Origin of the sequence: Sulfitobacter albidus (assembly GCF_018200035.1) — a bacterium.
GTDB classification, from domain to species: Bacteria; Pseudomonadota; Alphaproteobacteria; order Rhodobacterales; family Rhodobacteraceae; genus Sulfitobacter; species Sulfitobacter albidus.
Genome location: NZ_CP073585.1, coordinates 29,810 through 53,444 on the forward strand (window position 1 = coordinate 29,810; position 23,635 = coordinate 53,444).

A 23,635-nucleotide genomic window follows, 5' to 3' on the forward strand; every position below is an offset into this window, starting at 1 on the left:
CGGACAAGCCTGCGCGCATGAGCCCTCAAACGCCCTTTGTCTCGTCTTACCTTTTGTATTTGCTGGCTGCCTCCTCCGAAGCGGCAAGTGCCGAATTTCATTCCGAAGTGCGCGCGCGCGGGCTGCGGGTCCCGGAATGGCGGGTGCTTGCGTGTCTGTTCGACGACGACGGGCAGATGATTACGCGGCTGGCCGGATTCGCCATGCTCGAGCAATCGCGCCTGACCCGCATCATCGACGGCATGGTTGACCGCGCCCTGCTGGAGCGGCGCGAGGACGCCAAAGACAAACGGCGGCGGCGGATCTACCTCACGCCCAAGGGCCGCGCGATCGCCGAGGATCTGGTCACACGCGCCCGCGCCCATGAAGCGGCATTGCTGAAACGATTGTCGGAAACGGATCGTGGCAGGCTGGTCCCCGCGCTGCAAGCGCTGCTTGCAGCACTCGATCCAAAGGCGGGCTAGCCGTTTGTTCCGGTCTTGAGCAGACCGTATTTGCGCAGCTTGACGTAGAGCGACTGACGCGACAGGCCCAACATCTCGGCGGCCGCAACCCGGTTGTTCGATGTCAGCTCGACCGCCGTTTCGATACACATCTTTTCGACCACATCCGTGGTGCTGGCCACAATGTCGCGCAGGGGCTGGTTACCGATCAGCTCGATCACCGATTGGGTATCGACCTCGCCCAGCTGCGCGGTCTCATTGCGCCCCGCCTCCAGACGGCTGACATCCCGCATCACAAGCGCAAAGATCGGCGCCGATCCCGCCCGCAAATGCGTCGTTGCAATTTCGACTGCGCGCTCAGAGCCAAAGGCGCCGACAATCCTGGTGGTATAGGCACGCATGGTGCCGCTGCGATTGGCGTTCTCAAGCATTACGTTCAGATCGACGCCGCCCCGGCTGAGAAACTCCGCCAGCGAGCGACCCTTGACCGCCTGCCCCTGGGTGATGTCGGCAAGATCGTGAAACGCCTCATTGACGCTCAAAATCGCCCCGTCGGGCGAGACAAAGGCAATCGCATCCGCGCCTTTTTCGTAAAGTCCGAGCAGATGATCGCTCAGCGTGTCGACCTTCGGCACCGCCGCCTTGGCACCGACCACGCGGCACAGCATGCCCTGTTCACCGCCCGCACGGAAGAGCGTGGGCGTGATCGCCACCATCCGCCCCGACGCCTGCGCCTTGAGCGATACGGCCGCGTCCTTGGTGCCTGCCGCACTGGTCGCCAGACGGTCGGCGACCGGCTCCTTGTCGCCCCCGACAAACAGATGGTCCAGCGTCAGCCCATTCAGGTCGCCGCCCTGCTTGCCCAGCAGACTGCGCGCGGCGGGGTTGCTGTCGGTCACCCGACCGTCGGGAAGGGAAATGAAAAGCATCGCATCCGACACCGACGCCATGAGCACCCGAAACTGCGTGTCAAATGCCCGCCGTGCCTCGTAATCCTTCTCAAGCGTGATCTGTGCCGCGATCAACTGCTGCTGCATCTGGGCGATCGGGCTCAGATCCCGACCCAACAAAAGCATCTCACCGGTGTCGCCAAGGCTTTGGAAACTGTAGCGCATCGGCAGCAGGTCAAACCCGTCGTCCGCCGCGTGGTTCAGCTCGACAGAACGGTCAAGCGTGCCATGATCGCGAAATTCCGCGAGCCTCGCATCGAATTTCTCGGCGCTCTCTGGTGTGAGCGTGTCGCGCAGCGCACGACCCTGCAGGCGGGCGACCTGATCGCGCCCTTTGAACGCTGGATGGCACAGCACTGCCCTGATCTCCGCCGCGCCGGAGAGGACAAAGGTCACATCGGCGACACGCGACAGAATATCCGGCACAAGACCCGCGTCGATATCCGGCGCATGCCCCGCGACCCAGACAGGATCATCTACGGCCGTCATCGCGCAATTCTCTGTTCACAGAACTCCATTGCCGACTGCCAATCGTTGGCGGCGTGATCCGCGCCCACTTCCCTGAAGACATCCCTGCCTCTGTCCAAAATACTGCCGCCGATCAGCACCGGCCGAACCCCCGGGCCCCGCGGATGTTTCTCACAAGCGTATGCAGGGAATCAAGAGACAGCCACCGGCTGGCCGAAATCAACGTCGCATCCGGCGCCGACACGCCCAAATGATGCACGATCGCGGCGTCATCGAGGTCGATCAGCAGATCAACCGCACAACCCGCCCGCCGCAGCTGCCCGGTGAGGATATGCGCGCCAAGGCTGTGCTGCTCGCCGCGCGGTACGATCACCGCCAGACGCACACCGGTGCCGAAACCGCCCGCGTCGGGGCAGTACCAACTGGCATCCAGCCGCTGCAACAGCGATTGCAGCCGCGCGCAGCCCAACGAGACCTGCACAAAATCGAGCGTATCGTCACACCAGCCCTGACCAAGCCGGTGAGCCACAACGGGCACATAGAAATCAGCGATATCCGCCGCCCGGATGCCCGAGCGTCGCATCAGATCAAGCACGTCGCGCAGCGGATCGGCCCCCGGCGCGCGCACGGCGGCATAAAGCTGCTCAAGAAATCGCACAAGTAGCCGCTGGGAGGTGTCAGGATACTGCATCGCAATTTCCTGCGAGAGAACCGACAGCGCACGCCGCGCAACTCCGCCAACGGGGTCTGTAGCGCTGAACGGTGTTGCGGCCTCTATGCGGCGCATCGGCAAAACCTCCGCGAGGGATGCTGCGTGTAGGAAATGGGGCGGTCGGTCGTGACGCAGCTATCGTCTACACAGTATAGTGCAATGTCAATTGTAATTGACAGGCAATTTAATGCATGTCGCGCGCAGTCAATCTTTTATGGCGTTTGATAGCTATATCATGTCTTCGCCCACAATGGCAGCCTGTAAATCAAAGTTGACACTTGAGGTGCGTGATGTCAGTTTTCAACTCTGACACGTGACCTTCGGGAGTCCCTTATGCGCCCTTCCACGCCACCCTCGATCCTGTACACACCGGCCCAGCGGGCGCGGCGGGATGCGACGCGGTGGACGCTTGTGCAGGGCATTCTGGCGCCGGTGCAATTTGCCGTGTTCGCGGTCTCGCTGGTGCTGGTTCTGCGCTATCTTATGACCGGCGAAGGCTACGCCATCGCGACCGCATCGGTGGTTCTGAAAACCGCTCTTCTCTACCTCATCATGGTAACCGGCGCGATCTGGGAAAAGGTCGTGTTCGGCCAGTGGCTTTTCGCGCCCGCGTTCTTTTGGGAGGACGTGTTCAGTTTTGGCGTCATCGCCCTGCATACCCTTTATATTTATGGGCTTTTGGCCGGAACCATGACGCCGCAAGCGCTGATGGTGACCGCCCTGCTAGCCTATGCCGCCTATGTGGTGAACGCCGCACAATTCGTCTGGAAACTGCGCATGGCGCGCCTGCAATCCGAGGTGCCGGCATGACCGACCAAACCCCGCCACCCCCCGCCATCGGCTGCCGCAGCGCACCGATCCTGAAACAACGCGGCCAGCGGGAGGTTTTCTGCGGCCTGACCGGCATCATCTGGCTGCACCGCAAGATTCAGGATGCCTTCTTCCTTGTCGTCGGCTCGCGCACCTGCGCGCATCTTCTGCAATCCGCCGCCGGCGTGATGATCTTTGCCGAGCCGCGTTTCGGCACGGCGATTCTCGAAGAATCGGACCTTGCGGGCCTGAACGATGCCCATGCGGAGCTTGACCGGGAGGTTGAACGGCTGCTGGCGCGCCGACCCGACATTCGCCAGCTGTTCCTCGTGGGCTCCTGCCCGTCCGAGGTGATCAAGCTCGACCTGAGCCGCGCGGCGGAGCGTCTGACGCAGCAATTCGCCCCCAAGGTCCGCGTGCTGGAATACTCCGGCTCCGGCATCGAGACGACGTTCACCCAAGGGGAGGACGCCTGCCTGGCCTCCATGGTGCCGGTGCTGCCCACGACCGACGCGCGCGAGCTGCTGGTCGTCGGCGCCCTGCCCGATGTGGTCGAGGACCAGATGCTTGGCCTGCTGGACGACATGGGCATCGGCCCCGTCCGCGTCCTGCCCGCCCGGAACATCGACGATGAGATGGGGATCGGAGAGAACACCGTTTTCGCCCTGACCCAACCGTTCCTTGGCGATACTCACGCCGCTCTTGTGCGCCGCGGCGCGCGCCATATCGCGGCCCCCTTTCCGCTGGGCGAGGAGGGCACCACCGCCTGGCTCGCCGCCGTGGCCGAGGAATTTGGCGTCGATGCCGAGACATTCGCCCGCGTCACCGATGCGCCCCGCCGCCGCGCGCGGCAGGCCGTGGCCGCCGCCGCCGAGACGCTCAGCGGCAAATCGGTGTTCTTCTTCCCCGACAGCCAGCTGGAAATCCCGCTCGCCCGCTTCCTCGCGCGCGAATGTGGCATGACCCCGCTCGAAGTCGGCTCCCCCTACATCCACGACACGCTGCACGGCCCGGATCTGGACCTGCTGCCCACGGGGCCGCAAATCTCCGAAGGGCAGGACGTTGATCTGCAACTCGACCGCTGCCGCGCGGCGCGCCCCGATCTGACGGTCTGCGGCCTTGGCCTCGCCAACCCGCTGGAGGCCGAGGGCCTCAGCACCAAATGGGCGATCGAACTGGTGTTCACGCCGGTGCATTTCTACGAGCAGGCGGGCGATCTGGCCGCTTTGTTCGCGCGCCCCATCCGTCGCAAGGGCGTGCTGGAGGCGGCGGAATGATGTTGCTCTCGAAACAGCAAATGGGTGCGAACGCGCCCCGCTTTGCGGGACGCTGCCGCGCACTGACGATCAAACTTCACGAGGTGACCTCGTGAAGCTCACCGTCTGGACATACGAAGGCCCCCGCACGTCGGCGCCATGCGCGTCGCCACCGGCATGAAGGGGCTGCACTACGTGCTGCACGCCCCGCAGGGCGACACCTACGCCGATCTGCTCTTTACGATGATCGAGCGGCGCGATCACCGTCCGCCCGTCACCTACACGACCTTTCAGGCCCGCGATCTGGGCTCCGACACGGCGGGGCTGTTCAAACAGGCCTGTCAGGAAGCCTATGACCGTTTCAAGCCCGAAGCGATCATCGTCGGCGCCTCCTGCACCGCCGAGCTCATTCAGGACGACCCCGGCGGTCTGGCCGAAACCATGGGCCTGCCGATCCCCGTGATCCCGCTTGAGCTGCCCAGCTACCAGCGCAAGGAAAACTTTGGCGCGGATGAGACGTTTTTGCAGATCGTGCGCCACCTCGCCAAACCGGTCGAGAAAACCGCGCGGGTCAGCTGCAACATCATCGGCCCCACCGCCCTTGGCTTCCGTCATCGCGACGACGTGGCCGAAATCACCAATCTGCTCTACGAGCTTGGGATCGAAGTCAATGTGACCGCCCCCATGGGCGCCACACCGTCGGACATCGCCCGCATGGGTGCCGCGCATTTCAATGTGTTGCTCTACCCCGAAACGGGCGAGCAGGCGGCGCGCCATTGCGAACGCGCCTTTGGCCAACCCTATACCAAGGTCATCCCGATCGGCGCCCGCGCCACCGAGGATTTCATCGCCGAGGTCCGCATGATCTCCGGCAGCACCGCGCCCATCGACGACAGCCGCCAGCGCCAGCGCTGGTGGGCCAAATCCGTCGACAGCACCTATCTGACCGGCAAGCGCGTGTTCATCTTTGGCGACGGCACCCACGTCGCCGCCGCCGCCCGCGTCGCGCGCGACGAGATGGGCTTCGAAGTGGCGGGCCTGGGCTGCTACAACCGCGAATTCGCCCGCCCCATCCGCGCGCTGGCCAAGGACTACGGCGTCGAGGCGCTCATCACCGACGACTACCTTGAGGTCGAGGCCGCGATCGAGGCCCTGCAACCCGAGATGATCCTAGGCACCCAGATGGAGCGGCATATCGGCAAGCGGTTGGGCATCCCCTGCGCCGTGATCTCTGCCCCGTGCACGTGCAGGATTTCCCGGCGCGCTACTCCCCGCAGATGGGGTTCGAGGGCGCGAATGTGCTCTTCGACACATGGGTGCATCCGCTGGTCATGGGGCTTGAGGAACACCTCTTGCACATGTTCCGCGAGGATTTTGAATTCAACGACGCCGCAGGCCCCTCGCACCACGGCGGCCACGCGCCCGCAAGCAAGGCGCAGCCCGCGCCCGAGCCAGCGCTCGACACCGCCCCCACCGGCACGGATGTGATCTGGCTCGCCACCGCGGAGCGGGAGCTGAAAAAGATCCCGTTCTTCGTGCGCGGCAAGGCCCGCCGCAACACCGAAAGCTTCGCCTCCGAGCGTGGCCTCTCCGAGATTTCCGTCGATACCCTCTATGAAGCAAAGGCACATTTTGCGCGATGACGTGAGCCATACGCCGTACACCATCGTTCTGGTGACGCTCGACCGCCACGCGGCCGGGCCCGCCGCACGTGTGGCCCCGCGTCTGGCACAGGATTTCCCGGGTCTGCGGCTGATCATCCACGCCGCCGCCGAATGGGAGAAGGACGCAGACGCCCTCGCCCGCGCGCAGGACGATGTGGCCCGCGCCGATATCGTCGTCTCCTCCGTGCTGTTCCTTGAGGATCACCTCAAGGCCATCGTGCCCGCGCTCGAAGCGCGCCGCGATGCCTGCGACGCCATGATCGGCATCATCGCAGATCAATCCATCGTGCAGCTGACGCGCATGGGCGATCTGGACATGTCGCGCCCCGCCTCCGGCGCCATGGCGCTCCTGAAAAAGCTCAAGCCCGCCAAGAAGGAAGGCAATTCCGGCGCGGGCCAGATGAAGATGCTGCGCCGCCTGCCCAAGATCCTGCGCCTGATACCCGGCAAGAGCCAGGATTTGCGCGCGTGGTTTTTGTGCATGCAATACTGGCTCGGCGGCTCTGACGACAATATCGAGGCGCTGGTGCGCTTCCTGATCTCGCGCTACGCCCGTGTGCCCGCGTGGCAGGGCACGCCGGCGGCCTTGCCCGTCGACTACCCCGATTGCGGCCTCTACCACCCCGATCTTCCGGGTCACGGCATCACGACCGACCTTGCCGATCTGCCCAAACGCGACGGGCCGACCATCGGCATCCTGATGCTGCGCAGCTATATCCTTGCGGGCGATACGGCCCATTACGATCACGTCATCCGCAGCTTTGAGGCGCGCGGCTGCCGTGTGATCCCCGGTTTTGCCGGCGGCCTCGACGGGCGGCCCGCGATGGACGCCTATATGGGCGGGATCGACGCGCTGGTCTCGCTCACAGGCTTCAGCCTCGTCGGCGGGCCAGCCTACAACGACAGCGACGGCGCCGTTGCCGCCCTGCAAAAACTCGACGTGCCCTACATCAGCGCGCAACCGCTGGAATTCCAGACATTGCAGCAATGGGCCGGCGGCACCCAAGGGCTCAGCCCCGTCGAGACCACGATGCTCATCGCGCTACCGGAATTGGACGGTGCGACCAATCCCACCGTCTTTGCCGGGCGCCATGGCTCCGAAGGCTGCACCGGCTGCGCGCACCGCTGCGCTGCCGTGGGCGACGTCAAGGCGATGGCCCCCTGCCCCGAACGCATCGATGCGCTGGTCGAGCGCGCGCTGCGCGCCGCCACCCTGCGCCGCAAGCGCAACGCCGATAAAACCGCCGCCATCGTGCTTTTCGGCTTCCCGCCCAACGCGGGCGCCGTGGGCACCGCCGCCTATCTGTCGGTGTTCGAGAGCCTGCACGCCACGCTGCACCGGATGCAGGCCGAAGGCTATGACGTCATACCGCCCGCGACCGTGGACGATCTGCGCGCCGCCGTGCTGAAAGGCAACGCAGAGCTGCACGGCCAGGAGGCCAACGTCGCCGCCACCGTCAGCGCCGATGCGATTGTCGCGCAGACGCCGTGGCTGGACGAGATCGAATCCGTCTGGGGCCCCGCCCCCGGCAAGATCCAGTCAAACGGGCGCGAGGTGTTCATCCTCGGTGCGCAGTTCGGCAAGGTGTTTGTCGGCGTGCAGCCCACCTTCGGCTACGAAGGCGATCCAATGCGCCTGCTGTTCGAGCGTGGCTTTGCCCCGACCCATGCCTTCAACGCCTTTTACCACTACATCCGCCGCGATCTGGCCGCCGATGTGGTGCTGCATTTCGGCATGCACGGCGCGCTTGAATTCATGCCGGGCAAGCAGAACGGGATGGGCGCGAACTGCTGGCCCGACCGTCTGATGGGCAACCTGCCGCACGTCTACCTATACGCGGCGAACAACCCGTCCGAGGCGACGCTGGCCAAACGCCGTGCGGGCGCTGTGACGGTCACGCATCTAACGCCGCCGCTGCAAAACGCAGGGCTCTACAAAGGCTTGACCGCGCTCAAGGAATCGCTTTCCTCGCTGCGCGCCCTGCCCCCCGGCGCCGATGCGACCGATCTGCGCGATCTGGTCGCCGCGCAGGCCGAAGCGGTCGATCTTGACGGCAGCGATCCCGATACGCTCTGGCTGCAGGTCTTGGAGACCGAAGCGGCGCTGATCCCCGACGGTCTGCACGTCGTCGGGCGGGAAATGACCCCGGACGCGGTTGAAAACACGCTCGATCAGATGTCCCTCACCGCCGAGGAGCGCACCCTGACGCGCGCCCGCCTGACGCAGGACGCCGAGCTGCCCGCGCTCATGCGCGCACTCAACGCGCAGTATATCGCGCCCGTCCCCGGCGGCGACGTGATCCGCGCGCCCGAAATCCTGCCCACGGGCCGCAACATCCACGCGTTCGATCCCTTCCGCATGCCCACGGCCGAGGCGATGATCGCCGGCGCGCGGCAGGCAGATGCACTGCTCAAAACCTACGAAGGCACGCCGCGCTCGGTCGCCCTCGTGCTCTGGGGCAGCGACAACATCAAATCCGGCGGCGGCCCCATCGCGCAGGCGCTGGCGCTGATGGGCTGTACGCCCCGCTTTGACGCACACGGCCGCCTCTGCGGCGCCGATCTGGTCCCGCTGGCACAGCTGGGCCGCCCGCGCGTCGATGTGGTGATGACGCTCTCGGGCATCTTCCGCGATCTGCTGCCGCTGCAAACCAAACTGCTCGCCGATGCCGCGCTGAAATGCGCCGAAGCGGATGAGCCTGCGGCCATGAACCCGATCCGCGCCCACGCACTGGCCTTCATCGCGGCGCAGGGCGGCGATATGGCGACGGCGGCGCTGCGCGTGTTCTCGAATGCCGAAGGCGCCTACGGCTCGAACGTGAACCAGCTTGTCGACAGCTCCGCCTTTGAGGACGAAAGCGAACTGGCCGACGCCTATCAGGCCCGCAAAAGCTTTGCCTACGGCACAGATGGCGAGGCCAGCCAGCAGGCGGCCCTGCTGCAACACACGCTCGCGCACGTCGATCTCGCCTACCAAAACCTCGAATCCGTCGAGTTGGGGGTCACTTCAGTCGACCACTACTTTGACACCCTCGGCGGCATCGCCAGCGCGGTGAAACGCGCCAAGGGCGGGGCAGAGACGCCCGTGTTCATCGGCGATCAAACCATGGGCGGCACCAAGGTGCGCTCCTTACGCGATCAGGTCGCGCTTGAGACCCGCGCGCGCAGCCTCAACCCGAAATTCTACGAACCACTGCTCAAACACGGCCACGAAGGCGTGCGCCAGATCGAGGCGCATATCACCAACACCGTCGGCTGGTCCGCGACCACCGGCACTGTGGATCCCTGGGTCTACCAACGCCTGTCAGAGACATTCGTGCTGGACGCCGAGATGCGCAAACGGCTCTCCGATCTCAACCCGCAGGCCTCGATGCGCATGGCAAACCGCCTGATCGAAGCCTCCGACCGCCAATACTGGCACCCCGACGACGCAACACTCGCCGCGCTGCAAGACGCCGCAGACGCCATCGAAGATCAACTAGAGGGCATTGCAGCCGAATGACCTCTCAGGGAAGGAACATAGAATGAGCCCACTCGACAAAGGCATGCCGAACCTGCGGGGACAAGACGGAGAAGGCTCCGTTCAGGTCCAGCTGGACAGCGCCGACAAGATCGAAGGCGCCAAGGTCTTTGCCGTCTACGGCAAGGGCGGCATCGGGAAATCGACCACCTCCAGCAACCTGTCGGCGGCGTTCTCCAAACTGGGCAAACGCGTGCTGCAAATCGGCTGCGACCCCAAGCATGACAGCACGTTCACCCTGACGGGCCGTCTGGTGCCCACGGTCATCGACATCCTCAAGGAGGTCGATTTCCACCCCGAGGAGCTGCGCCCCGAGGATTTCGTGTTCGAAGGGTACAACGGCGTGAAATGCGTCGAGGCCGGCGGGCCGCCCGCGGGCACCGGCTGCGGTGGTTATGTCGTGGGTCAGACGGTGAAGCTGCTCAAACAGCATCACCTGCTGGAAGATACCGATGTGGTGATCTTTGACGTGCTGGGCGATGTGGTCTGCGGTGGCTTTGCAGCGCCTTTGCAGCACGCCGACCGTGCGCTGATCGTCACCGCCAATGATTTTGACAGCATCTACGCGATGAACCGCATCATCGCCGCGGTCGAGGCGAAATCATCCAATTACAAGGTCCGTCTGGCCGGCTGCGTCGCCAACCGGTCCAAGGACACGAACGAAGTCGATCGCTACTGCGAGACAGTGGGCTTCAACCGGCTCGCCCATCTGCCCGATCTGGACGCGATCCGCCGCTCGCGGCTCAAGAAAAGGACGCTGTTCGAAATGGATCTCGATGATGAGATCGCCGCCGTGCAAAAGGAATACATCCGCCTCGCCGAAACCCTGTGGAACGGCACCGAGGGCCTCGCGCCCGCGTCCCTGCCCGACCGCGAAATCTTTGATCTTCTGGGATTCGATTGATGCGCGATTTTGTCGACACCCCCGGCGAGGGCGCCGAATATACCTCCACCCGTGACCGGGTGGAGACGTATTTTGACCGCACCGCCACCAAGACGTGGGAGCGTCTGACCTCGGACGCCCCCGTATCCGGCATCCGGGCGACCGTGCGCGCGGGGCGTGACGAGATGCGGACTACCATCCTCGATACGCTGCCCGCAGATCTGCGCGGCGCGCGCATCCTCGATGCGGGCTGCGGCACCGGCGCACTGGCGTTCGAGCTGGCCGCGCGCGGCGCGGATGTGCACGGAGTCGACATCTCCCCGCAACTCATTGATATCGCGCGTAAACGCGCGCCCGGCGCGGTCGCAGATCGTCTCAGGTTCTCCGCAGGCGACATGCTCAACCCCGCGCTGGGGCGGTTCGACTACACGGTCGCGATGGACAGCCTGATCTACTACACCGCCGAGGATATCGGGCGGATGCTGATGGCCCTCGCGCCCCGGATCGAACACAGCACCGTCTTTACCGTCGCCCCCCGCACGCCGCTGCTGATGGCGATGTGGCGCATCGGAAAGCTTTTCCCCCGCGCCGACCGCTCACCCACGATGGTGCCGCACACCACCGCGCGCCTTGCCGCCGCCCTGCCCACCGGACAGCTGCGCGACATCCGCCGTGTGACCTCGGGCTTCTACATCTCTCAGGCGCTGGAGTACCGCGCATGAGCCTGCACACCGCCCTCAAATCCATGACCCTGCGCACGCTGCCTTTCGCAGACGCGATCAGCGCGGAGCTGCCTCTGGGCCAGCTCATGCGCCTGTCGCTGTTTCAGGTGTCGGTGGGGATGGCGTCGGTGATGCTGCTTGGCACGCTCAACCGCGTGATGATCGTCGAGCTGGGCGTGATGGCCTGGATCGTGGCGATCATGATCGCAATCCCGGTGCTGGTCGCCCCCTTCCGCGCGCTGCTGGGCTTTCGCTCCGATACCTACCGCTCGGCGATCGGGTGGAAACGCATCCCCTACCTGTGGTTCGGCTCGCTGTGGCAATTCGGCGGTCTGGCGATCATGCCGATGGGGCTTCTGGTGCTCTCGGGCGATCAGGTCGCGGGCCCCGCCTGGGCGGGTGAAGTCGGCGCGGCGCTGGCCTTCCTGCTGACAGGGCTCGGCATGCACATGACGCAGACCGCCGGTCTCGCACTCGCCGCCGACCGCGCGAGCGATGAAACCCGCCCCCGCGTGGTGGCCCTGCTCTACGTGATGTTCCTGATTGGCATGGGGCTGTCAGCGGTGCTGATCGGCACGCTGTTGCGCGATTTCAGCGCCCTGCGGCTGGTGCAGGTGGTGCAGGGCGCCGCCGTCATCACCCTCGTGCTCAACGTGGTGGCCCTGTGGAAACAGGAGCGGATGAACCCGATGTCGCGCGCGGAGCGTGAGGCGCCGCGTCCGCAATTCGCGGATGCCTGGCGCGATCTGACCTCCGACAATGATGCCACCCGCCTGCTGCTGGTCGTTTTCCTCGGCACGCTGGCGTTCAACATGCAGGACGTGCTGCTGGAACCCTACGGCGGCGAAGTGTTGGACCTGTCGGTTTCCGCCACCACGCTGCTGACGGCGCTCTGGGCGGCGGGTGCGCTGATCGGCTTCGGCCTCGCGGCGCGCTGGCTCAAGGCCGCGACGCAACCCATGCGCATGGCCGCGCGCGGGATACTCATCGGTCTGGGCGCCTTCTGCGCCGTGATCTTCGCAGGCCCGCTGCAAAGCGGCGCGTTGTTCTTCGCGGGCGCCTTCGGCATCGGGCTGGGCGGCGGGCTGTTTGCCGTGGCGACGCTGACGGCGGCCATGACGCTGAACACGACCGGCACTGCCGGGCGCGGTCTGGCGCTTGGCGCCTGGGGCGCGGCACAGGCCACGGCGGCGGGCCTGTCGATCTTTGCCGGCGGCGCGCTGCGCGACGTCATCAACCACGCAGCCCTCGGCGGCACGCTCGGCCCCGCGCTGAATTCAAACGCCACCGGCTATTCCACGGTCTATCACATCGAGATTGGCCTTTTGTTCATCACCCTCATCGCGCTCGGCCCGTTGGTCCGCGCCCGCGCGATGGGCCCCGACCCGGCAGAGCCCCTGGGCCTTGCCGACTTCCCTACCTGACCACCCTTTACCTGGAGGACCCCTGACATGGTTGGCACAGAATTTTTTGGTAACTTCGATCTGGCGAGCGCCGCGATCTGGCTCTTCTGGATCTTTTTCGCGGGGCTGGTCTACTACCTGCAGACCGAGAACATGCGCGAGGGCTATCCGCTCGTCACCGACGATGGTGAGCCCGCCCCCAATCAGGGGCCGTTCCCGGTTCCCAAGGACAAGACGTTCCACCTGCGCGATGGCCGTGGTGAGCTGACGGTGCCCTCGGGCCAGCGCGGCGATCGCGCCGATCTGGCGCTGGCGCAAACCTCAACCGCCGCAGGCTCCCCTTACGTACCAACGGGCAACCCGATGGCCGACGGCGTCGGCCCCGCCTCATGGGCGCCGCGCAACGATCATCCCGAACTCGACGCCCACGGGCACGCCAAGATCAAACCGCTCAGCAGCCTGCCCGATTTCGCGATCTCCGCGGGCACCGATCCGCGCGGCAAGCCCGTGCAGGCCGCCGACGGCGAGGTCATCGGCCGTGTCACCGACATGTGGGTCGACGTGCCAGAGCAATACGTGCGCTATCTCACCGTCGATCTGAACCCCGAAGGGTCGGGCAAGACATGCCTGATCCCCGCGAACTTTGCCCGGATCAAATCCGACCGCATCACGGTCAAGGCGCTCTATGGCGCGCATTTCGCGGATGTGCCGGGCACCAAATCGGCCACGGAAATCACCCTGCTCGAAGAGGAAAAGATCATGGCCTACTTCGGCGGTGGCTCTCTTTACGCCGATCCAAAACGGCTTGAGCCACAGATCTAAACCGCCACCGGGCGCGGCAAGCCACCGCGCCCGGACCGACCATTCAGGGGACAAAAACGATGCATCACGACGACTTCAAATTCGAACCGGTCCGCGGCCTTCCCGAAGCACTGCCCAAGGATGAACATATCCTTTGGCAGGGGTCGCCCGATCCCAAACGTCTGGCCAAAGACGCGTGGAAAATGAACTGGATCATGGGGTATTTCGTGGTGCTTGCAATCTGGCGGGTGGGGGTTTCTTCGGCCGATCACCCGCTGTCAACGGCCATGGGCCACGGTATTCCGCTGCTGATTGCGGGCGCCGTGGCCTGTGCGCTGGTCTATGTCATGGCGCTCGTTCAGGCGCGCGCCACCGTCTACACGCTCACCAACAAACGCGTCGCGATGCGCATCGGGGCAGCGCTGACCATGACGCTCAATCTGCCCTACGTCTGCATTGCCAACGCCAATGCCGCCATCGGCAAGACCGGCCATGGCACCATCGCCTTTGAGCTTTCGGGCGAGACGCGCATTTCCTACCTGATGAGCTGGCCGCACGTGCGCCCGTGGCACTTTGCCCGCGCTGAGCCCGCGCTGCGCGCCATCCCCGACGCCGCCCGCGTTGCCGCCATCTTTGCCGAAGCGGCAGAGACGCGGATCAACCAGCCGCAAATCGTGAAACTTGATCCAGCGCAACGTGCCCCTGGCACGGTTGCGGCAGAGTGACCGCCATGACCCACCAAAACCAGACTTCCTCCCTCGAAAATCAGATGCGCGCCCGCGACCGGGATATGGTTCCGCGCGTGCTGGTGCAGGCGATGTTCGCCCTGATGCTCGGCTCGCTCGCGCTGGTCAGCTACGCGCGCATCACCGACACACCGCTGACCGGCGTGGCCCCCGCTCCGGCAATCGTGGCCGAAACGGTTGTGACCTTTGGCGGCGACCGCACCACCGGGATCACCGTGCATGACGCCACCGGCACCCAGATCGCCGCCTCGACCGACCCGCGCGCGGGCTTCATCGATGTGGTCTGGGTCGCCGTGATGCGCGAACGCAAGGTGCAGGGCACCGACCCTGCCGCCCCCATCCGCGTCGTGAGGCGCGACGGCGGGCGCACCGACATCATCGACGATTCCACCGGCTGGAGCCTGCCGCTTATCGGCTACGGTCAAGACAACGTCGCAGCATTCGCCACGCTGATCGACTGAAACGCAACCATATTCAAGGGACTGAATATCATGGGACTACTGACTAGAACACGCGAACGCGCCCCCTGCGAGGTCACGATCTCGCACCGCTTTGAAGAGCTCTCCGCGCATGTGAAATTCCTCAACGGGGCGGTCGTGAACCCCGGCGACAGCGTGCTCGTGCACGGCGCCGAAATCATGGCCCCCTACGGCGAATGCATCGTCGAACGGCGCGAGGCCACGATCACCCGCGCCTCCACGATTGAACGTCTGTGGACCCGCGCGACGGGCGATTTCGAATTCATGGAGCTGTGCGAATTCTCCTTCTCCGAAGAAGTATTCCCCGCCGCCGGACCCAAGGAGGCACTGTCATGAACCGCCCCACCCACTCCGCCTTTGCCGATACCGCCGAAGAAGCCATCGCCGCGCAGGACGCGCTCGACGGGCCGATGACCTCGGAAAAGGCGACCGAAGTCGCGATGCAGAACACCCTTCTGACCCCGCGCTTCTACACCACCGATTTTGACGAGATGGACGCGATCGACGTCAGCCCCGTGCGCGCCGATTGGGACAAGCTGATCGCGCAGATGAAATCAGACCCTAACAAGGGCCATTTCAAGAAAACCGACGCATGGGAAGCGAACTGGGACGACATGGATCCGGCGCTGAAAGCCGAATTCATCGACTTCCTGATCTCATCGTGCACCGCCGAATTCTCGGGCTGTGTGCTTTATAAGGAGATGAAGCGGCGCGGCTCCAACTCCGACATCACGACGCTGTTCCAGCTCATGGCCCGCGACGAGGCCCGCCACGCAGGTTTCATCAACGACGCCCTGCGCGAAGCCGGCATTCGCGTGAACCTCGGCTTTCTCACGCAGCAAAAGAAATACACCTACTTCCGGCCCAAATTCATTTACTACGCGACCTACCTGAGCGAAAAAATCGGCTACGCCCGCTATATCACCATCTACCGCCATCTTGAGCAGAACCCGGACAAGCAGTTCCACCCGATCTTTGGCTGGTTCCGCGAATGGTGCAACGATGAGTTTTCCCACGGCGAGGCCTTTGCCCTGCTGATGAAAACCGATCCCAAACTGACCGAAAGCCGCGTCAACAAGATGTGGATCAAATTCTTCCTCACGGCGGTCTATTCGACCATGTGGGTGCGCGATCACCAGCGGCCCCTGTTCCACGAGGCGCTTGGCGTCGATGTGACGTGGTACGGGCAGGAGGTTTTCCGCAAGACGTCCGAGATTTCCAAGCAGGTTTTCCCCATGACGCTGGACATTGACCACCCCCGCTGGCGCCCCAACCTCGACCGGATGGAGGCCGCAAGCCGCCAAATCGCCGCCGCCAAGAAACGCGGCGGTGTGGGCGGTATGCTGTCAAGAATTGGCGGCATGGCCAAGGCCGCAACCGCCTTTGTCTCGATCTACACCATACCCGCGATCTGGCACGACGTGCCCGAAAGCCCCGTGATGGAGCCCGCATACTAATGAGCGCATGGGTCGCCGCAGCAACAGCCGTTTTCGCCTGGTGGTTCTTCACCGGGGCGATCCTGCTGCTGGTGCGGCGGGCCGACGCAGGCAATGCTGTGGCCCACGGACGCAATGTCTTTCTCAGCGTCCCGCTTGCGGCGTTCGGCTTTGCGCTGCTGGTTGTTTCCGCACAGGCGATGAGCGTGCCAAATGCCTACGCCTCCTTCATCGCGGTCCTGCTGATCTGGGGCTGGATCGAACTGGCGTTCCTGTCGGGCGTCATCACCGGCCCCGAACGGCGCCCCTGCCCTGCCGGGCTGACGGGTGCCGCCCGTTTTGCCCGCGCCTGGGATACCGTGTCGACCCATGAATTGCTGCTGGCCGCAGGGTTGCTGGCCGTGGCGGTCATCAGCTTTGGCGCTGAAAATGCCGTTGGTTTCTGGGCCTATCTGATCCTCTTTACTGCGCGTATCTCGGCCAAGCTGAACCTGTTTTTCGGTGTGCCACGCATCAATACCGAATTCGTGCCCGCCCCGCTGGAGCACCTGAAATCCTATTTCCGGCAAGGACCCATCACCATGGCCTTTCCCATCGGCGTGACCTTCCTTTCCGTGACGGCGGCGTGTTTTGCCGAACGTCTGATCTCTGCAGCCACACCCGCCGACGCGGTCGGGTTTGCCCTGCTCACTGCCCTGGCCACGCTCGCGGCCATTGAACACTGGTTGATGGTGGTTCCGCTGCCCGACGCCAAACTCTGGCGCTGGATGCTGCCAGCTCCCCAAACTTCTTCGACACTGCCTTCAAGACAGGACCAGACCCATGAACTTTGACGCGCTTTTCACCGACCAGATCGACCAGCTGAAGGCAGACGGCAACTATCGCTATTTTGCCGAGCTTGAGCGGAAATGCGGCAAGTTCCCCCGCGCCGCCAACCACGTCGAGGGCGAAAAGCGCGACGTGACCGTGTGGTGCTCGAACGATTATCTGGGCATGGGGCAAAACCCGCTGACCATTGCAGCCATGTGCGAGGCGGTCCAGCGCACCGGCACGGGTGCCGGCGGCACGCGCAACATCTCGGGCACCAATCACGATCATTTGCTGCTGGAGCGTGAGCTGGCCGATCTGCATGGCAAGGAGGCGGCGCTTTTGTTCACCTCCGGCTACGTGTCCAACTGGGCCGCGCTCAGCTGCCTCGGCTCGCGACTGGAGAACTGCGTGATCCTCAGCGATTCCGGCAACCACGCCAGCATGATCGAAGGCATCCGCCACTCCAAAGCCAAAAAGGTCATCTGGAAGCACAACGACGTCGCCGATCTGGAGGCCAAGCTGCGCGCGCTGCCCGCCAACGTGCCAAAAATCGTCGCGTTCGAGAGCGTCTATTCGATGGACGGTGACATCTGCCCGATGCGCGAGATCGTCGAGGTGGCCGAGAAATACGGCGCCATGACCTACCTCGACGAGGTGCATGCCGTGGGCCTCTACGGCCCGCGCGGTGGCGGCATTTCAGAGCGGGAGGGCCTGGCGGACCGCATCACCCTGATCGAGGGCACGCTGGGCAAGGCCTACGGCGTTGTGGGCGGCTATATCACCGGCTCCGCGCCGCTGTGCGACTTCATCCGCAGCTTTGCGTCGGGCTTCATCTTTACCACCGCCCTGCCCCCGGCCGTGGCCGCCGCCGCGCGCGCCTCGATCATGCATCTCAAAACCTCCAATGATGAGCGCACCCGCCATCAGGCGCAGGTCGCCAAACTGCGCGCGGGGCTCGACCGCGCGGGCATCCCCCACATGATGAACGAAAGCCATATCGTGCCGGTGATGATCAAGGATCCGGTCAAAACGCGGATGCTGGCCGATTATCTCATGCAGGAATGGGACATCTACGTGCAGCCTATCAACTACCCCACGGTGCCCAAGGGGACAGAGCGTCTGCGCTTTACCCCCTCACCGCTGCACACGGATGCGGATATCGATCATCTGGTCGCCGCCCTGTCGCACCTGTGGAAGCAATGCGCGGTCAGCCACGCGGTCGCGTAAGCCACGCGAGGAGCGCCCGAAGGGCAGCAAGGAGCGGTGCTGGCTAGATCCAGCGCCGCGTCTGGCCCAGATAGGCGCGCGCCTCGTCTCCGAAAGTCGCGATCAGCAGCGCCTCTTCGCGCGCGGCAAACCGCACGTCCAGCACGCGCCACAGTGCCACTGCGGCCAGCAAACCGATCAGCGATCCATTGCCCAACGCCGACGAAACCGTCAGCATCACCAAGGCCAGATAGATCGGGTTGCGCGACAGCTTGTACGGCCCTTCGACGATCAGCGTCTTGGGGGTGTGGTGCGGCTCAATCGGGGTGCGCTTGCGCCAGAACCACCACGCCGACCAGACCACCAGCCCCAGCGCCGCGCCCAGCAGGAACGTCGACAGCAGCGACAGCGGCGCCCAATCCACATGCAGCTCCGGCAGCGCCCATTTGGCCGCATAGATCAACGCAATGGACGCGGCCCACCAGAGCGGTGGCAGATCGGGAAACCCCTTCACCCCTGCCGCCAGTCAAAGAACCCCTCACCAGCCTGCGCCAGCAGCTTCTGGGCCATCACGCGGCCCGCTTCGGGGCCGTCCTCGATCGGGCAGGACATCGCGTCGTCGATGGCTTCCGACCCATCGGGGCGCAGCACTTCGCCGCGCAGGTTCAAGGTGCCGCCGTCCAACTCTGCCAGCCCCGCGATGGGGGTCTCGCAAGAGCCGTCGAGGGTCAGCAGGAACGACCGCTCCGCCGCGAGCCTCTGGCCCGTGGGCGTGTCGTGGATCGCCTCCAGCATTTCGGCCACGCGGGTGTCGTCCACCCGCCGCTCGATCCCGATGGCGCCTTGGGCGACGGCGGGCAGCATCACGTCCGTCTCAATCGCGGTCTTTGGCACCTCATCCATGCCCAGCCGGTTCAGCCCCGCCATGGCGAGAAACGTCGCGGCGGCCACGCCCTGATCCAGCTTCATCAGGCGGGTCTGCAGATTGCCCCGGAATTCCACGACCTCCAGATCGGGGCGCTTGACCATCAGCTGCGCACGGCGGCGCAGCGACGACGTGCCGATCCTGGTCCCCTCGGCCAAATCATCCAAACCAGATGCCGTGGGCGAGATGAATGCATCGCGCACGTCCTCGCGCGGCAAATAGCAATCCAGCACCAGCCCCTCGGGCTGTAGCGTGGGCATGTCCTTCATCGAGTGCACGGCAATGTCGATTTTCGACGCCAGCATGTCCGCTTCGATCTCGCGGGTGAAAAGGCCCTTGCCGCCGATCTCTTTCAGCGGGCGGTCAATGATCTTGTCGCCCGTCGTCTTGATGACCACGATGGTGAACGCCTCGAACGGAAGATCAAAGGCATGGGCCAACCGCTCCCGCGTCTCGTGCGCCTGCGCGAGGGCCAAAGGCGATCCACGGGTGCCGATCATCAGCGGTTGGGCGGGGGTGGGCAAATTCACTGTCATATGCCATCTCTAGCGGTGTAAACCAAACCTGACAACTCTTGTGTCACCCCTGCCCTTTGGCGCAGTATGACGCCGAGCCCCTGACCGGAAAGACAGCCCATGACTGCCCAGAAAACCATCCTCCGCGCCCTTGCCGGGGAAACGCTTCCCACGCCACCCATCTGGATGATGCGCCAGGCCGGGCGCTACCTGCCCGAATACCGCGCCACGCGGGCGCAGGCGGGGGATTTCCTGTCGCTGTGCTATAACCCCGACCTCGCCGCCGAGGTGACGCTGCAGCCGATCCGCCGCTACGGATTCGATGCCTCGATCCTGTTTGCCGACATCCTGCTGGTGCCGCAGGCGCTGGGGGCCGATCTGTGGTTTGTGACCGGCGAAGGCCCGCGGTTGAGCACGATCACCACGCAGGAAGAATTCGACAAGCTGGTGCCGCCCGACGCCATTCACGACCACCTTGCCCCCGTCTACGAAACCGTGCGCATCCTGTCGCGGGAGTTGCCGTCAGAGACGACGCTGATCGGATTTGCCGGGGCGCCGTGGACCGTGGCGACCTATATGATCGCCGGGCGCGGCACGCCCGACCAAGGCCCCGCGCACGCGCTGAAGGCCGAGAACCGCGCGGTGTTCGACGCGCTGATGGACCGGATCACCGAGGCCACGATCCACTACCTCTCCGCGCAGATCGACGCGGGCGCCGAGGTGGTGAAGCTCTTCGACAGCTGGGCGGGCTCGCTCACCGGAGCGGATTTCATGGACTACTCAATCAAGCCCATGGCCCGGATCACCGCCGCCCTGCGGGCAAAGCACGCGCACGTGCCGGTCATCGCCTTTCCGCGCGGTGCAGGCGAGCGATACGTCGGCGCACATCAGGCGATCGGCGCGCAGTGTATCGCGGTGGATGACGCCGTCGACGCCGCATGGATGGCCGAACATGTGCAGCCAGGCGGCTGCGTTCAGGGCAATCTGAAGTCCTCCCACATGGTCACGGGTGGAGATGATCTGGTGTCCGAGACGCGCCGAATTGTGGATGCGTTGAAGGGGGGCCGCATATCTTCAACCTCGGCCACGGGATCACGCCGGACGCGGATCCTGAGAACGTACAATTGATGATCGACACGGTGCGCTCCGCGTAAATCGTTCTTAATCAATATGTTGTGGATGCCCTCCCCCATCGCTGGGGAGGGTTTCGCCGCGAAACCTCAGGGTTTTTCGAGCAGATGGGCAAGCTCGGCCATGACCGAATCCATCAAATCCCCGTCCAATCCCTTCCCTTCGAAACGGATCAGGTAGCCGCGCGAATCCGTGCTGCGCCGCAGGGTGATCCCGCTCGACAGCACCAGCGTCTGCGCGTCCTGCCAGCCGACGTCGGCCTTGCTGGGGCGGCCACCCTTGCGCGGATCGCGGGTGGCTTTGCCCTTGGCCTCGATGGTCGCGATCACCTCCTCCAGCAGGCGCCATTCGGCCGCCGGATCAATCCCCTGCCCCGTCGCCAAAGCGGTGCGCAGCGCCCCGTGTGCCCCGCTCCGAAGCGCCCCCGCGAGCTTGAGCCCCTCGCGCTCCTTGAGCGCTTCGGGAAAGCTCAGAAGATCGCCAAGTTCCTCAAAGATCACGGCGAAGGAGCGGATCTTGCTCCGCTTGGCCTTGGAGGCCGCGGGAAAGAGCCCGGCGACCGCCGCCTCGACAGAGGTATAAGCGCCCTGCTGCGCGGCGATCACCGCAATACGGCCGCGTTCGAAATGGCTGAGATTGGCGCGGATTTCGTTCTCCTCGACCATCGCGGCAAAAGCGCCGCCCATGGCCTCAGGCTCGCGCAGCAGCGCCTTGATGCGGGCGGGCGCCCTGCCCTCTCCGGCGAGCGCCTGCACGGCACGCAGACGCCGGTAGCCGGACAGCAGACCGTAGCGCGGACCATCTGTGTCGGAGAGCGCGTAGACCTCGATGGGCAGGCGCAGGCCGGTGCTGGCGATGGAGGCTTTAAGCTCTTCCATTTCCTCGGCGTCCAGAACTGTGCGGTCGCGGACCATGGCATCGGCGACGATCTCATCGAGCGGCAGATCGAGCACCACGCGGCCCTCGGCCAGCGCGGCCCGGTGGGCACCGGCATCACTGGCATCGCGGGCGCGTTCGGCGCGCAGGGCGGGGTCCTCCGGCGTGGCGGATTGCGCGGCTTCCCCGGCCACCTGACTGATCGGCGCGGCCATCGGACGGGCGGGGGTTTCGCGGCGAAACTCCTCTTCGATGCGCGCAAGGTCCGCCGCGTCGGGGGCTTCGAGTTTTCTACGCTTCGCCATCTTTTGCCTCCTTCGCGGCTTGCTCTGCCAATTGCTGATCGCGCCACCAGGTGCCCAGCAACACGGTCTTGATCTCGGCCCATGTCTGATCAAACGCCTCGCGCCCGCGCACGTAGGTGTCGCGGTTGAAGTCACGGTAATCGGCTTCGTAGATGCCGTTCACCTGCTCCCCCGCCTGCCCGACCATGGCGGTGACTTCCTGCCGGTAGGTGGCCATGAAATCCCCGAAATAGGCCTGAATGACATTCGCCAGATCGGTCTGCTGGCCCGCATCAAAGCGGGTGATGAGCGCGCGCACGGCGTCCCATTCGAACTTCACCTCGGGCAATCCTTCGCGACGACGTACGGAATTCTCGCCGTCCTCGATGCTGGCAAAGGTCGAATAGAGCATATCAAAAAACCGCCCCGTGCTGTCGAATTCGAGGAACGACGCGCCCAGAGGCACCACGAGGATATCCGCTGCGGCCAGTGCGTTGATCGTCAGATAGCCAAGGGCAGGGGGCGTATCGAGCAGGATGATGTCGTAATCGTCGAGTATCTTTTCGTCCTCGAGCGCGCGGGTCAGGGCATCCCACAGGGGCCAGTTGCGCAGCTGCATGCGCCACACGGGGACCTGAAATTCGGCCCAGTAGAGGTTCAGCTGTGCGCCGATCAGATCGATATTCGGCCAATGGGTCGGCTGGATCAGGTTTCGCGGCGAAACCTCAAGGCTTTCGGTTAATGTTTCGTCAAGCGGGAGTTCGGTGATGCCCGCCGCGCGGCGCACGCTGTTTTCGGCCTGCACGTGGCGGGCGTAGTCCTTGGCCAGCAAGGGGAAGGCGGTGGACCATTCGTCGGGCACGTCACCGCCCATGATCGAGGTCATGGAGCCCTGACTGTCGAGGTCGATCACCAGCACGCGGTAGCCGTCGAGGGCGGCGGACATCGCCAGATGCGCGGCGGTGGAGGTTTTGCCCACGCCGCCCTTGAAATTCGCCACGCTGATGACTTTGGCGGGCAGGCCTTCGGGGCGCCAGGACTTGTAGCTGCGGTTGGCAGCCCCCTCGGCGGCAAAATGGTCGCGCAGGGCCAGAACGTCTTCGAGGGTGAACCAGCGGGAATTACCCTCGCCCGTGCCCTGCGGTAGATCGGGATGCGCCTTGAGCACGCGGCGCAGATGGGCGGGGGCGACGTTCAGAAGGTAGCGGCAGACCTCCCACGTGGAGAATTTGCGCAGCCGCTTGCGCCCGTCCGGGGCGTAGCCGCGTTTGGCCAGATCGTCGCGCCCACGCGCGGCAAATGCAGCGGCTTTTGCGAATCGCGCGGTGTCGATAGGGTCAGACAGCGTCTGCGCGGCCTGTTCAGGGTTGATGTTGAAATAGGCGGGCGGGTCGCTCTTGGGGGGTGTTGCCATGATACCTCGGGGATGTGCGTGTTTTTATGGGATGTTCGTGTAAATGTCGCACATCCGGGGCGTCATGTGAATCATTTCTCGAACCTATTCCCGTATTAGAGCCTAATCGGAAAAAGCAGCAGACAGTAAAGTTGTAGAGTCTTTGTAGATCTATAGAATCTTTGGCTTAAATTGTGTAGTT

Annotated in this window: 20 protein-coding genes and 2 pseudogenes; 16 read left to right on the top strand and 6 right to left on the bottom strand. The window is 64.5% G+C overall.

Going from position 1 to position 23,635, the window contains the following annotated elements:
• The first annotated feature begins 17 nt into the window (after positions 1 to 17).
• Positions 18 to 464 carry a MarR family winged helix-turn-helix transcriptional regulator gene (locus KDD17_RS18495; protein ID WP_212706618.1) on the top strand — a complete coding sequence of 149 codons (447 nt, stop codon included), beginning with the start codon at positions 18 to 20 and terminating at the stop codon, positions 462 to 464.
• Here the strand turns inward: KDD17_RS18495 and ppsR are convergent.
• Together ppsR and KDD17_RS18505 are read right to left on the bottom strand one after the other, a co-directional pair.
• Positions 461 to 1,882: a transcriptional regulator PpsR gene (gene ppsR, locus KDD17_RS18500; protein ID WP_212706619.1), complete on the bottom strand. Its 1,422-nt coding sequence runs from the start codon at positions 1,880 to 1,882 to the stop codon at positions 461 to 463. The genes KDD17_RS18495 and ppsR overlap by 4 nt on opposite strands.
• A 112-nt stretch (positions 1,883 to 1,994) precedes the next feature.
• Entirely contained in the window at positions 1,995 to 2,552 is a 558-nt protein-coding gene (locus tag KDD17_RS18505) for a hypothetical protein (RefSeq protein ID WP_212706620.1), read from the bottom strand.
• Between the two features lie 354 nt (positions 2,553 to 2,906).
• Between KDD17_RS18505 and bchF the strand changes: the two genes are divergently transcribed.
• From bchF to hemA, 14 genes and pseudogenes are all read left to right on the top strand, one after another.
• Complete coding sequence (gene bchF / locus KDD17_RS18510) at positions 2,907 to 3,383, top strand: 2-vinyl bacteriochlorophyllide hydratase (RefSeq protein ID WP_212706565.1); 477 nt, start codon at positions 2,907 to 2,909, stop codon at positions 3,381 to 3,383.
• Positions 3,380 to 4,660 (top strand): ferredoxin:protochlorophyllide reductase (ATP-dependent) subunit N, encoded by a 1,281-nt coding sequence (locus KDD17_RS18515; protein ID WP_212706566.1) that lies wholly within the window; start codon positions 3,380 to 3,382, stop codon positions 4,658 to 4,660. The genes bchF and KDD17_RS18515 overlap by 4 nt, the downstream gene beginning before the upstream one ends.
• A gap of 91 nt (positions 4,661 to 4,751) precedes the next feature.
• A pseudogene (bchB, locus tag KDD17_RS18520) lies at positions 4,752 to 6,282 on the top strand (ferredoxin:protochlorophyllide reductase (ATP-dependent) subunit B).
• Positions 6,272 to 9,805: a cobaltochelatase subunit CobN gene (locus KDD17_RS18525; protein ID WP_431358167.1), complete on the top strand. Its 3,534-nt coding sequence runs from the start codon at positions 6,272 to 6,274 to the stop codon at positions 9,803 to 9,805. The pseudogene bchB and the gene KDD17_RS18525 overlap by 11 nt, the downstream one beginning before the upstream one ends.
• 22 nt (positions 9,806 to 9,827) lie before the next feature.
• On the top strand, positions 9,828 to 10,727 hold the full coding sequence (gene bchL / locus KDD17_RS18530) for a ferredoxin:protochlorophyllide reductase (ATP-dependent) iron-sulfur ATP-binding protein (RefSeq protein ID WP_212706568.1): 900 nt from the start codon (positions 9,828 to 9,830) through the stop codon (positions 10,725 to 10,727).
• Positions 10,727 to 11,428 (top strand): magnesium protoporphyrin IX methyltransferase, encoded by a 702-nt coding sequence (gene bchM / locus KDD17_RS18535; RefSeq protein WP_212706569.1) that lies wholly within the window; start codon positions 10,727 to 10,729, stop codon positions 11,426 to 11,428. Before bchL ends, bchM begins: the two co-directional genes overlap by 1 nt.
• A complete protein-coding gene (locus KDD17_RS18540) occupies positions 11,425 to 12,852 on the top strand; it encodes a PucC family protein (RefSeq protein ID WP_212706570.1) in 1,428 nt (475 codons plus the stop codon). The genes bchM and KDD17_RS18540 overlap by 4 nt, the downstream gene beginning before the upstream one ends.
• A 27-nt stretch (positions 12,853 to 12,879) precedes the next feature.
• The gene (puhA, locus tag KDD17_RS18545) at positions 12,880 to 13,653 is read left to right on the top strand and encodes a photosynthetic reaction center subunit H (RefSeq protein ID WP_212706571.1); all 774 of its coding nucleotides are present in this window, start codon (positions 12,880 to 12,882) and stop codon (positions 13,651 to 13,653) included.
• 59 nt (positions 13,654 to 13,712) lie between these two features.
• Positions 13,713 to 14,357, top strand: a complete 645-nt coding sequence (gene puhB / locus KDD17_RS18550) for a photosynthetic complex putative assembly protein PuhB (RefSeq protein WP_212706572.1) — start codon at positions 13,713 to 13,715, stop codon at positions 14,355 to 14,357.
• A 5-nt stretch (positions 14,358 to 14,362) separates the two neighbouring features.
• The gene (gene puhC / locus KDD17_RS18555) at positions 14,363 to 14,839 is read left to right on the top strand and encodes a photosynthetic complex assembly protein PuhC (RefSeq protein WP_212706573.1); all 477 of its coding nucleotides are present in this window, start codon (positions 14,363 to 14,365) and stop codon (positions 14,837 to 14,839) included.
• A gap of 30 nt (positions 14,840 to 14,869) precedes the next feature.
• A complete protein-coding gene (locus KDD17_RS18560; RefSeq protein ID WP_212706574.1) occupies positions 14,870 to 15,193 on the top strand; it encodes a hypothetical protein in 324 nt (107 codons plus the stop codon).
• Positions 15,190 to 16,314 (top strand): magnesium-protoporphyrin IX monomethyl ester (oxidative) cyclase, encoded by a 1,125-nt coding sequence (gene acsF, locus KDD17_RS18565; RefSeq protein ID WP_212706575.1) that lies wholly within the window; start codon positions 15,190 to 15,192, stop codon positions 16,312 to 16,314. The genes KDD17_RS18560 and acsF overlap by 4 nt, the downstream gene beginning before the upstream one ends.
• Entirely contained in the window at positions 16,314 to 17,126 is an 813-nt protein-coding gene (gene puhE, locus KDD17_RS18570; protein WP_212706576.1) for a putative photosynthetic complex assembly protein PuhE, read from the top strand. Before acsF ends, puhE begins: the two co-directional genes overlap by 1 nt.
• The gene (gene hemA / locus KDD17_RS18575; protein WP_212706577.1) at positions 17,116 to 18,330 is read left to right on the top strand and encodes a 5-aminolevulinate synthase; all 1,215 of its coding nucleotides are present in this window, start codon (positions 17,116 to 17,118) and stop codon (positions 18,328 to 18,330) included. The genes puhE and hemA overlap by 11 nt, the downstream gene beginning before the upstream one ends.
• 43 nt (positions 18,331 to 18,373) lie before the next feature.
• On the opposite strand, the gene KDD17_RS18580 is transcribed toward hemA, so the two are convergent.
• Complete coding sequence (locus KDD17_RS18580) at positions 18,374 to 18,823, bottom strand: methyltransferase family protein (protein ID WP_212706578.1); 450 nt, start codon at positions 18,821 to 18,823, stop codon at positions 18,374 to 18,376.
• The gene (hemC, locus tag KDD17_RS18585; RefSeq protein ID WP_212706579.1) at positions 18,820 to 19,770 is read right to left on the bottom strand and encodes a hydroxymethylbilane synthase; all 951 of its coding nucleotides are present in this window, start codon (positions 19,768 to 19,770) and stop codon (positions 18,820 to 18,822) included. The genes KDD17_RS18580 and hemC overlap by 4 nt, the downstream gene beginning before the upstream one ends.
• Positions 19,771 to 19,869: 99 nt before the next feature.
• Between hemC and hemE the strand changes: the two are divergent.
• Positions 19,870 to 20,903: pseudogene (gene hemE, locus KDD17_RS18590) on the top strand (uroporphyrinogen decarboxylase).
• Positions 20,904 to 20,969: 66 nt separating this feature from the next.
• Here hemE and KDD17_RS18595 read toward each other — a convergent pair.
• A complete protein-coding gene (locus KDD17_RS18595) occupies positions 20,970 to 22,061 on the bottom strand; it encodes a ParB/RepB/Spo0J family partition protein (protein ID WP_212706580.1) in 1,092 nt (363 codons plus the stop codon).
• On the bottom strand, positions 22,048 to 23,454 hold the full coding sequence (locus KDD17_RS18600) for an AAA family ATPase (protein WP_212706581.1): 1,407 nt from the start codon (positions 23,452 to 23,454) through the stop codon (positions 22,048 to 22,050). Before KDD17_RS18600 ends, KDD17_RS18595 begins: the two co-directional genes overlap by 14 nt.
• Positions 23,455 to 23,635 lie beyond the last annotated feature (181 nt).

Bases quoted from the DNA above. Each gene is read 5' to 3' on its own strand.
- KDD17_RS18495 (WP_212706618.1), top strand. From the start codon at position 18: ATGAGCCCTCAAACGCCCTTTGTCTCGTCTTACCTTTTGTATTTGCTG.
- ppsR (WP_212706619.1), bottom strand. From the start codon at position 1,882: ATGACGGCCGTAGATGATCCTGTCTGGGTCGCGGGGCATGCGCCGGAT.
- KDD17_RS18505 (WP_212706620.1), bottom strand. From the start codon at position 2,552: ATGCAGTATCCTGACACCTCCCAGCGGCTACTTGTGCGATTTCTTGAG.
- bchF (WP_212706565.1), top strand. From the start codon at position 2,907: ATGCGCCCTTCCACGCCACCCTCGATCCTGTACACACCGGCCCAGCGG.
- KDD17_RS18515 (WP_212706566.1), top strand. From the start codon at position 3,380: ATGACCGACCAAACCCCGCCACCCCCCGCCATCGGCTGCCGCAGCGCA.
- bchL (WP_212706568.1), top strand. From the start codon at position 9,828: ATGAGCCCACTCGACAAAGGCATGCCGAACCTGCGGGGACAAGACGGA.
- bchM (WP_212706569.1), top strand. From the start codon at position 10,727: ATGCGCGATTTTGTCGACACCCCCGGCGAGGGCGCCGAATATACCTCC.
- KDD17_RS18540 (WP_212706570.1), top strand. From the start codon at position 11,425: ATGAGCCTGCACACCGCCCTCAAATCCATGACCCTGCGCACGCTGCCT.
- puhA (WP_212706571.1), top strand. From the start codon at position 12,880: ATGGTTGGCACAGAATTTTTTGGTAACTTCGATCTGGCGAGCGCCGCG.
- puhB (WP_212706572.1), top strand. From the start codon at position 13,713: ATGCATCACGACGACTTCAAATTCGAACCGGTCCGCGGCCTTCCCGAA.
- puhC (WP_212706573.1), top strand. From the start codon at position 14,363: ATGACCCACCAAAACCAGACTTCCTCCCTCGAAAATCAGATGCGCGCC.
- KDD17_RS18560 (WP_212706574.1), top strand. From the start codon at position 14,870: ATGGGACTACTGACTAGAACACGCGAACGCGCCCCCTGCGAGGTCACG.
- acsF (WP_212706575.1), top strand. From the start codon at position 15,190: ATGAACCGCCCCACCCACTCCGCCTTTGCCGATACCGCCGAAGAAGCC.
- puhE (WP_212706576.1), top strand. From the start codon at position 16,314: ATGAGCGCATGGGTCGCCGCAGCAACAGCCGTTTTCGCCTGGTGGTTC.
- hemA (WP_212706577.1), top strand. From the start codon at position 17,116: ATGAACTTTGACGCGCTTTTCACCGACCAGATCGACCAGCTGAAGGCA.
- hemC (WP_212706579.1), bottom strand. From the start codon at position 19,770: ATGACAGTGAATTTGCCCACCCCCGCCCAACCGCTGATGATCGGCACC.
- KDD17_RS18595 (WP_212706580.1), bottom strand. From the start codon at position 22,061: ATGGCGAAGCGTAGAAAACTCGAAGCCCCCGACGCGGCGGACCTTGCG.
- KDD17_RS18600 (WP_212706581.1), bottom strand. From the start codon at position 23,454: ATGGCAACACCCCCCAAGAGCGACCCGCCCGCCTATTTCAACATCAAC.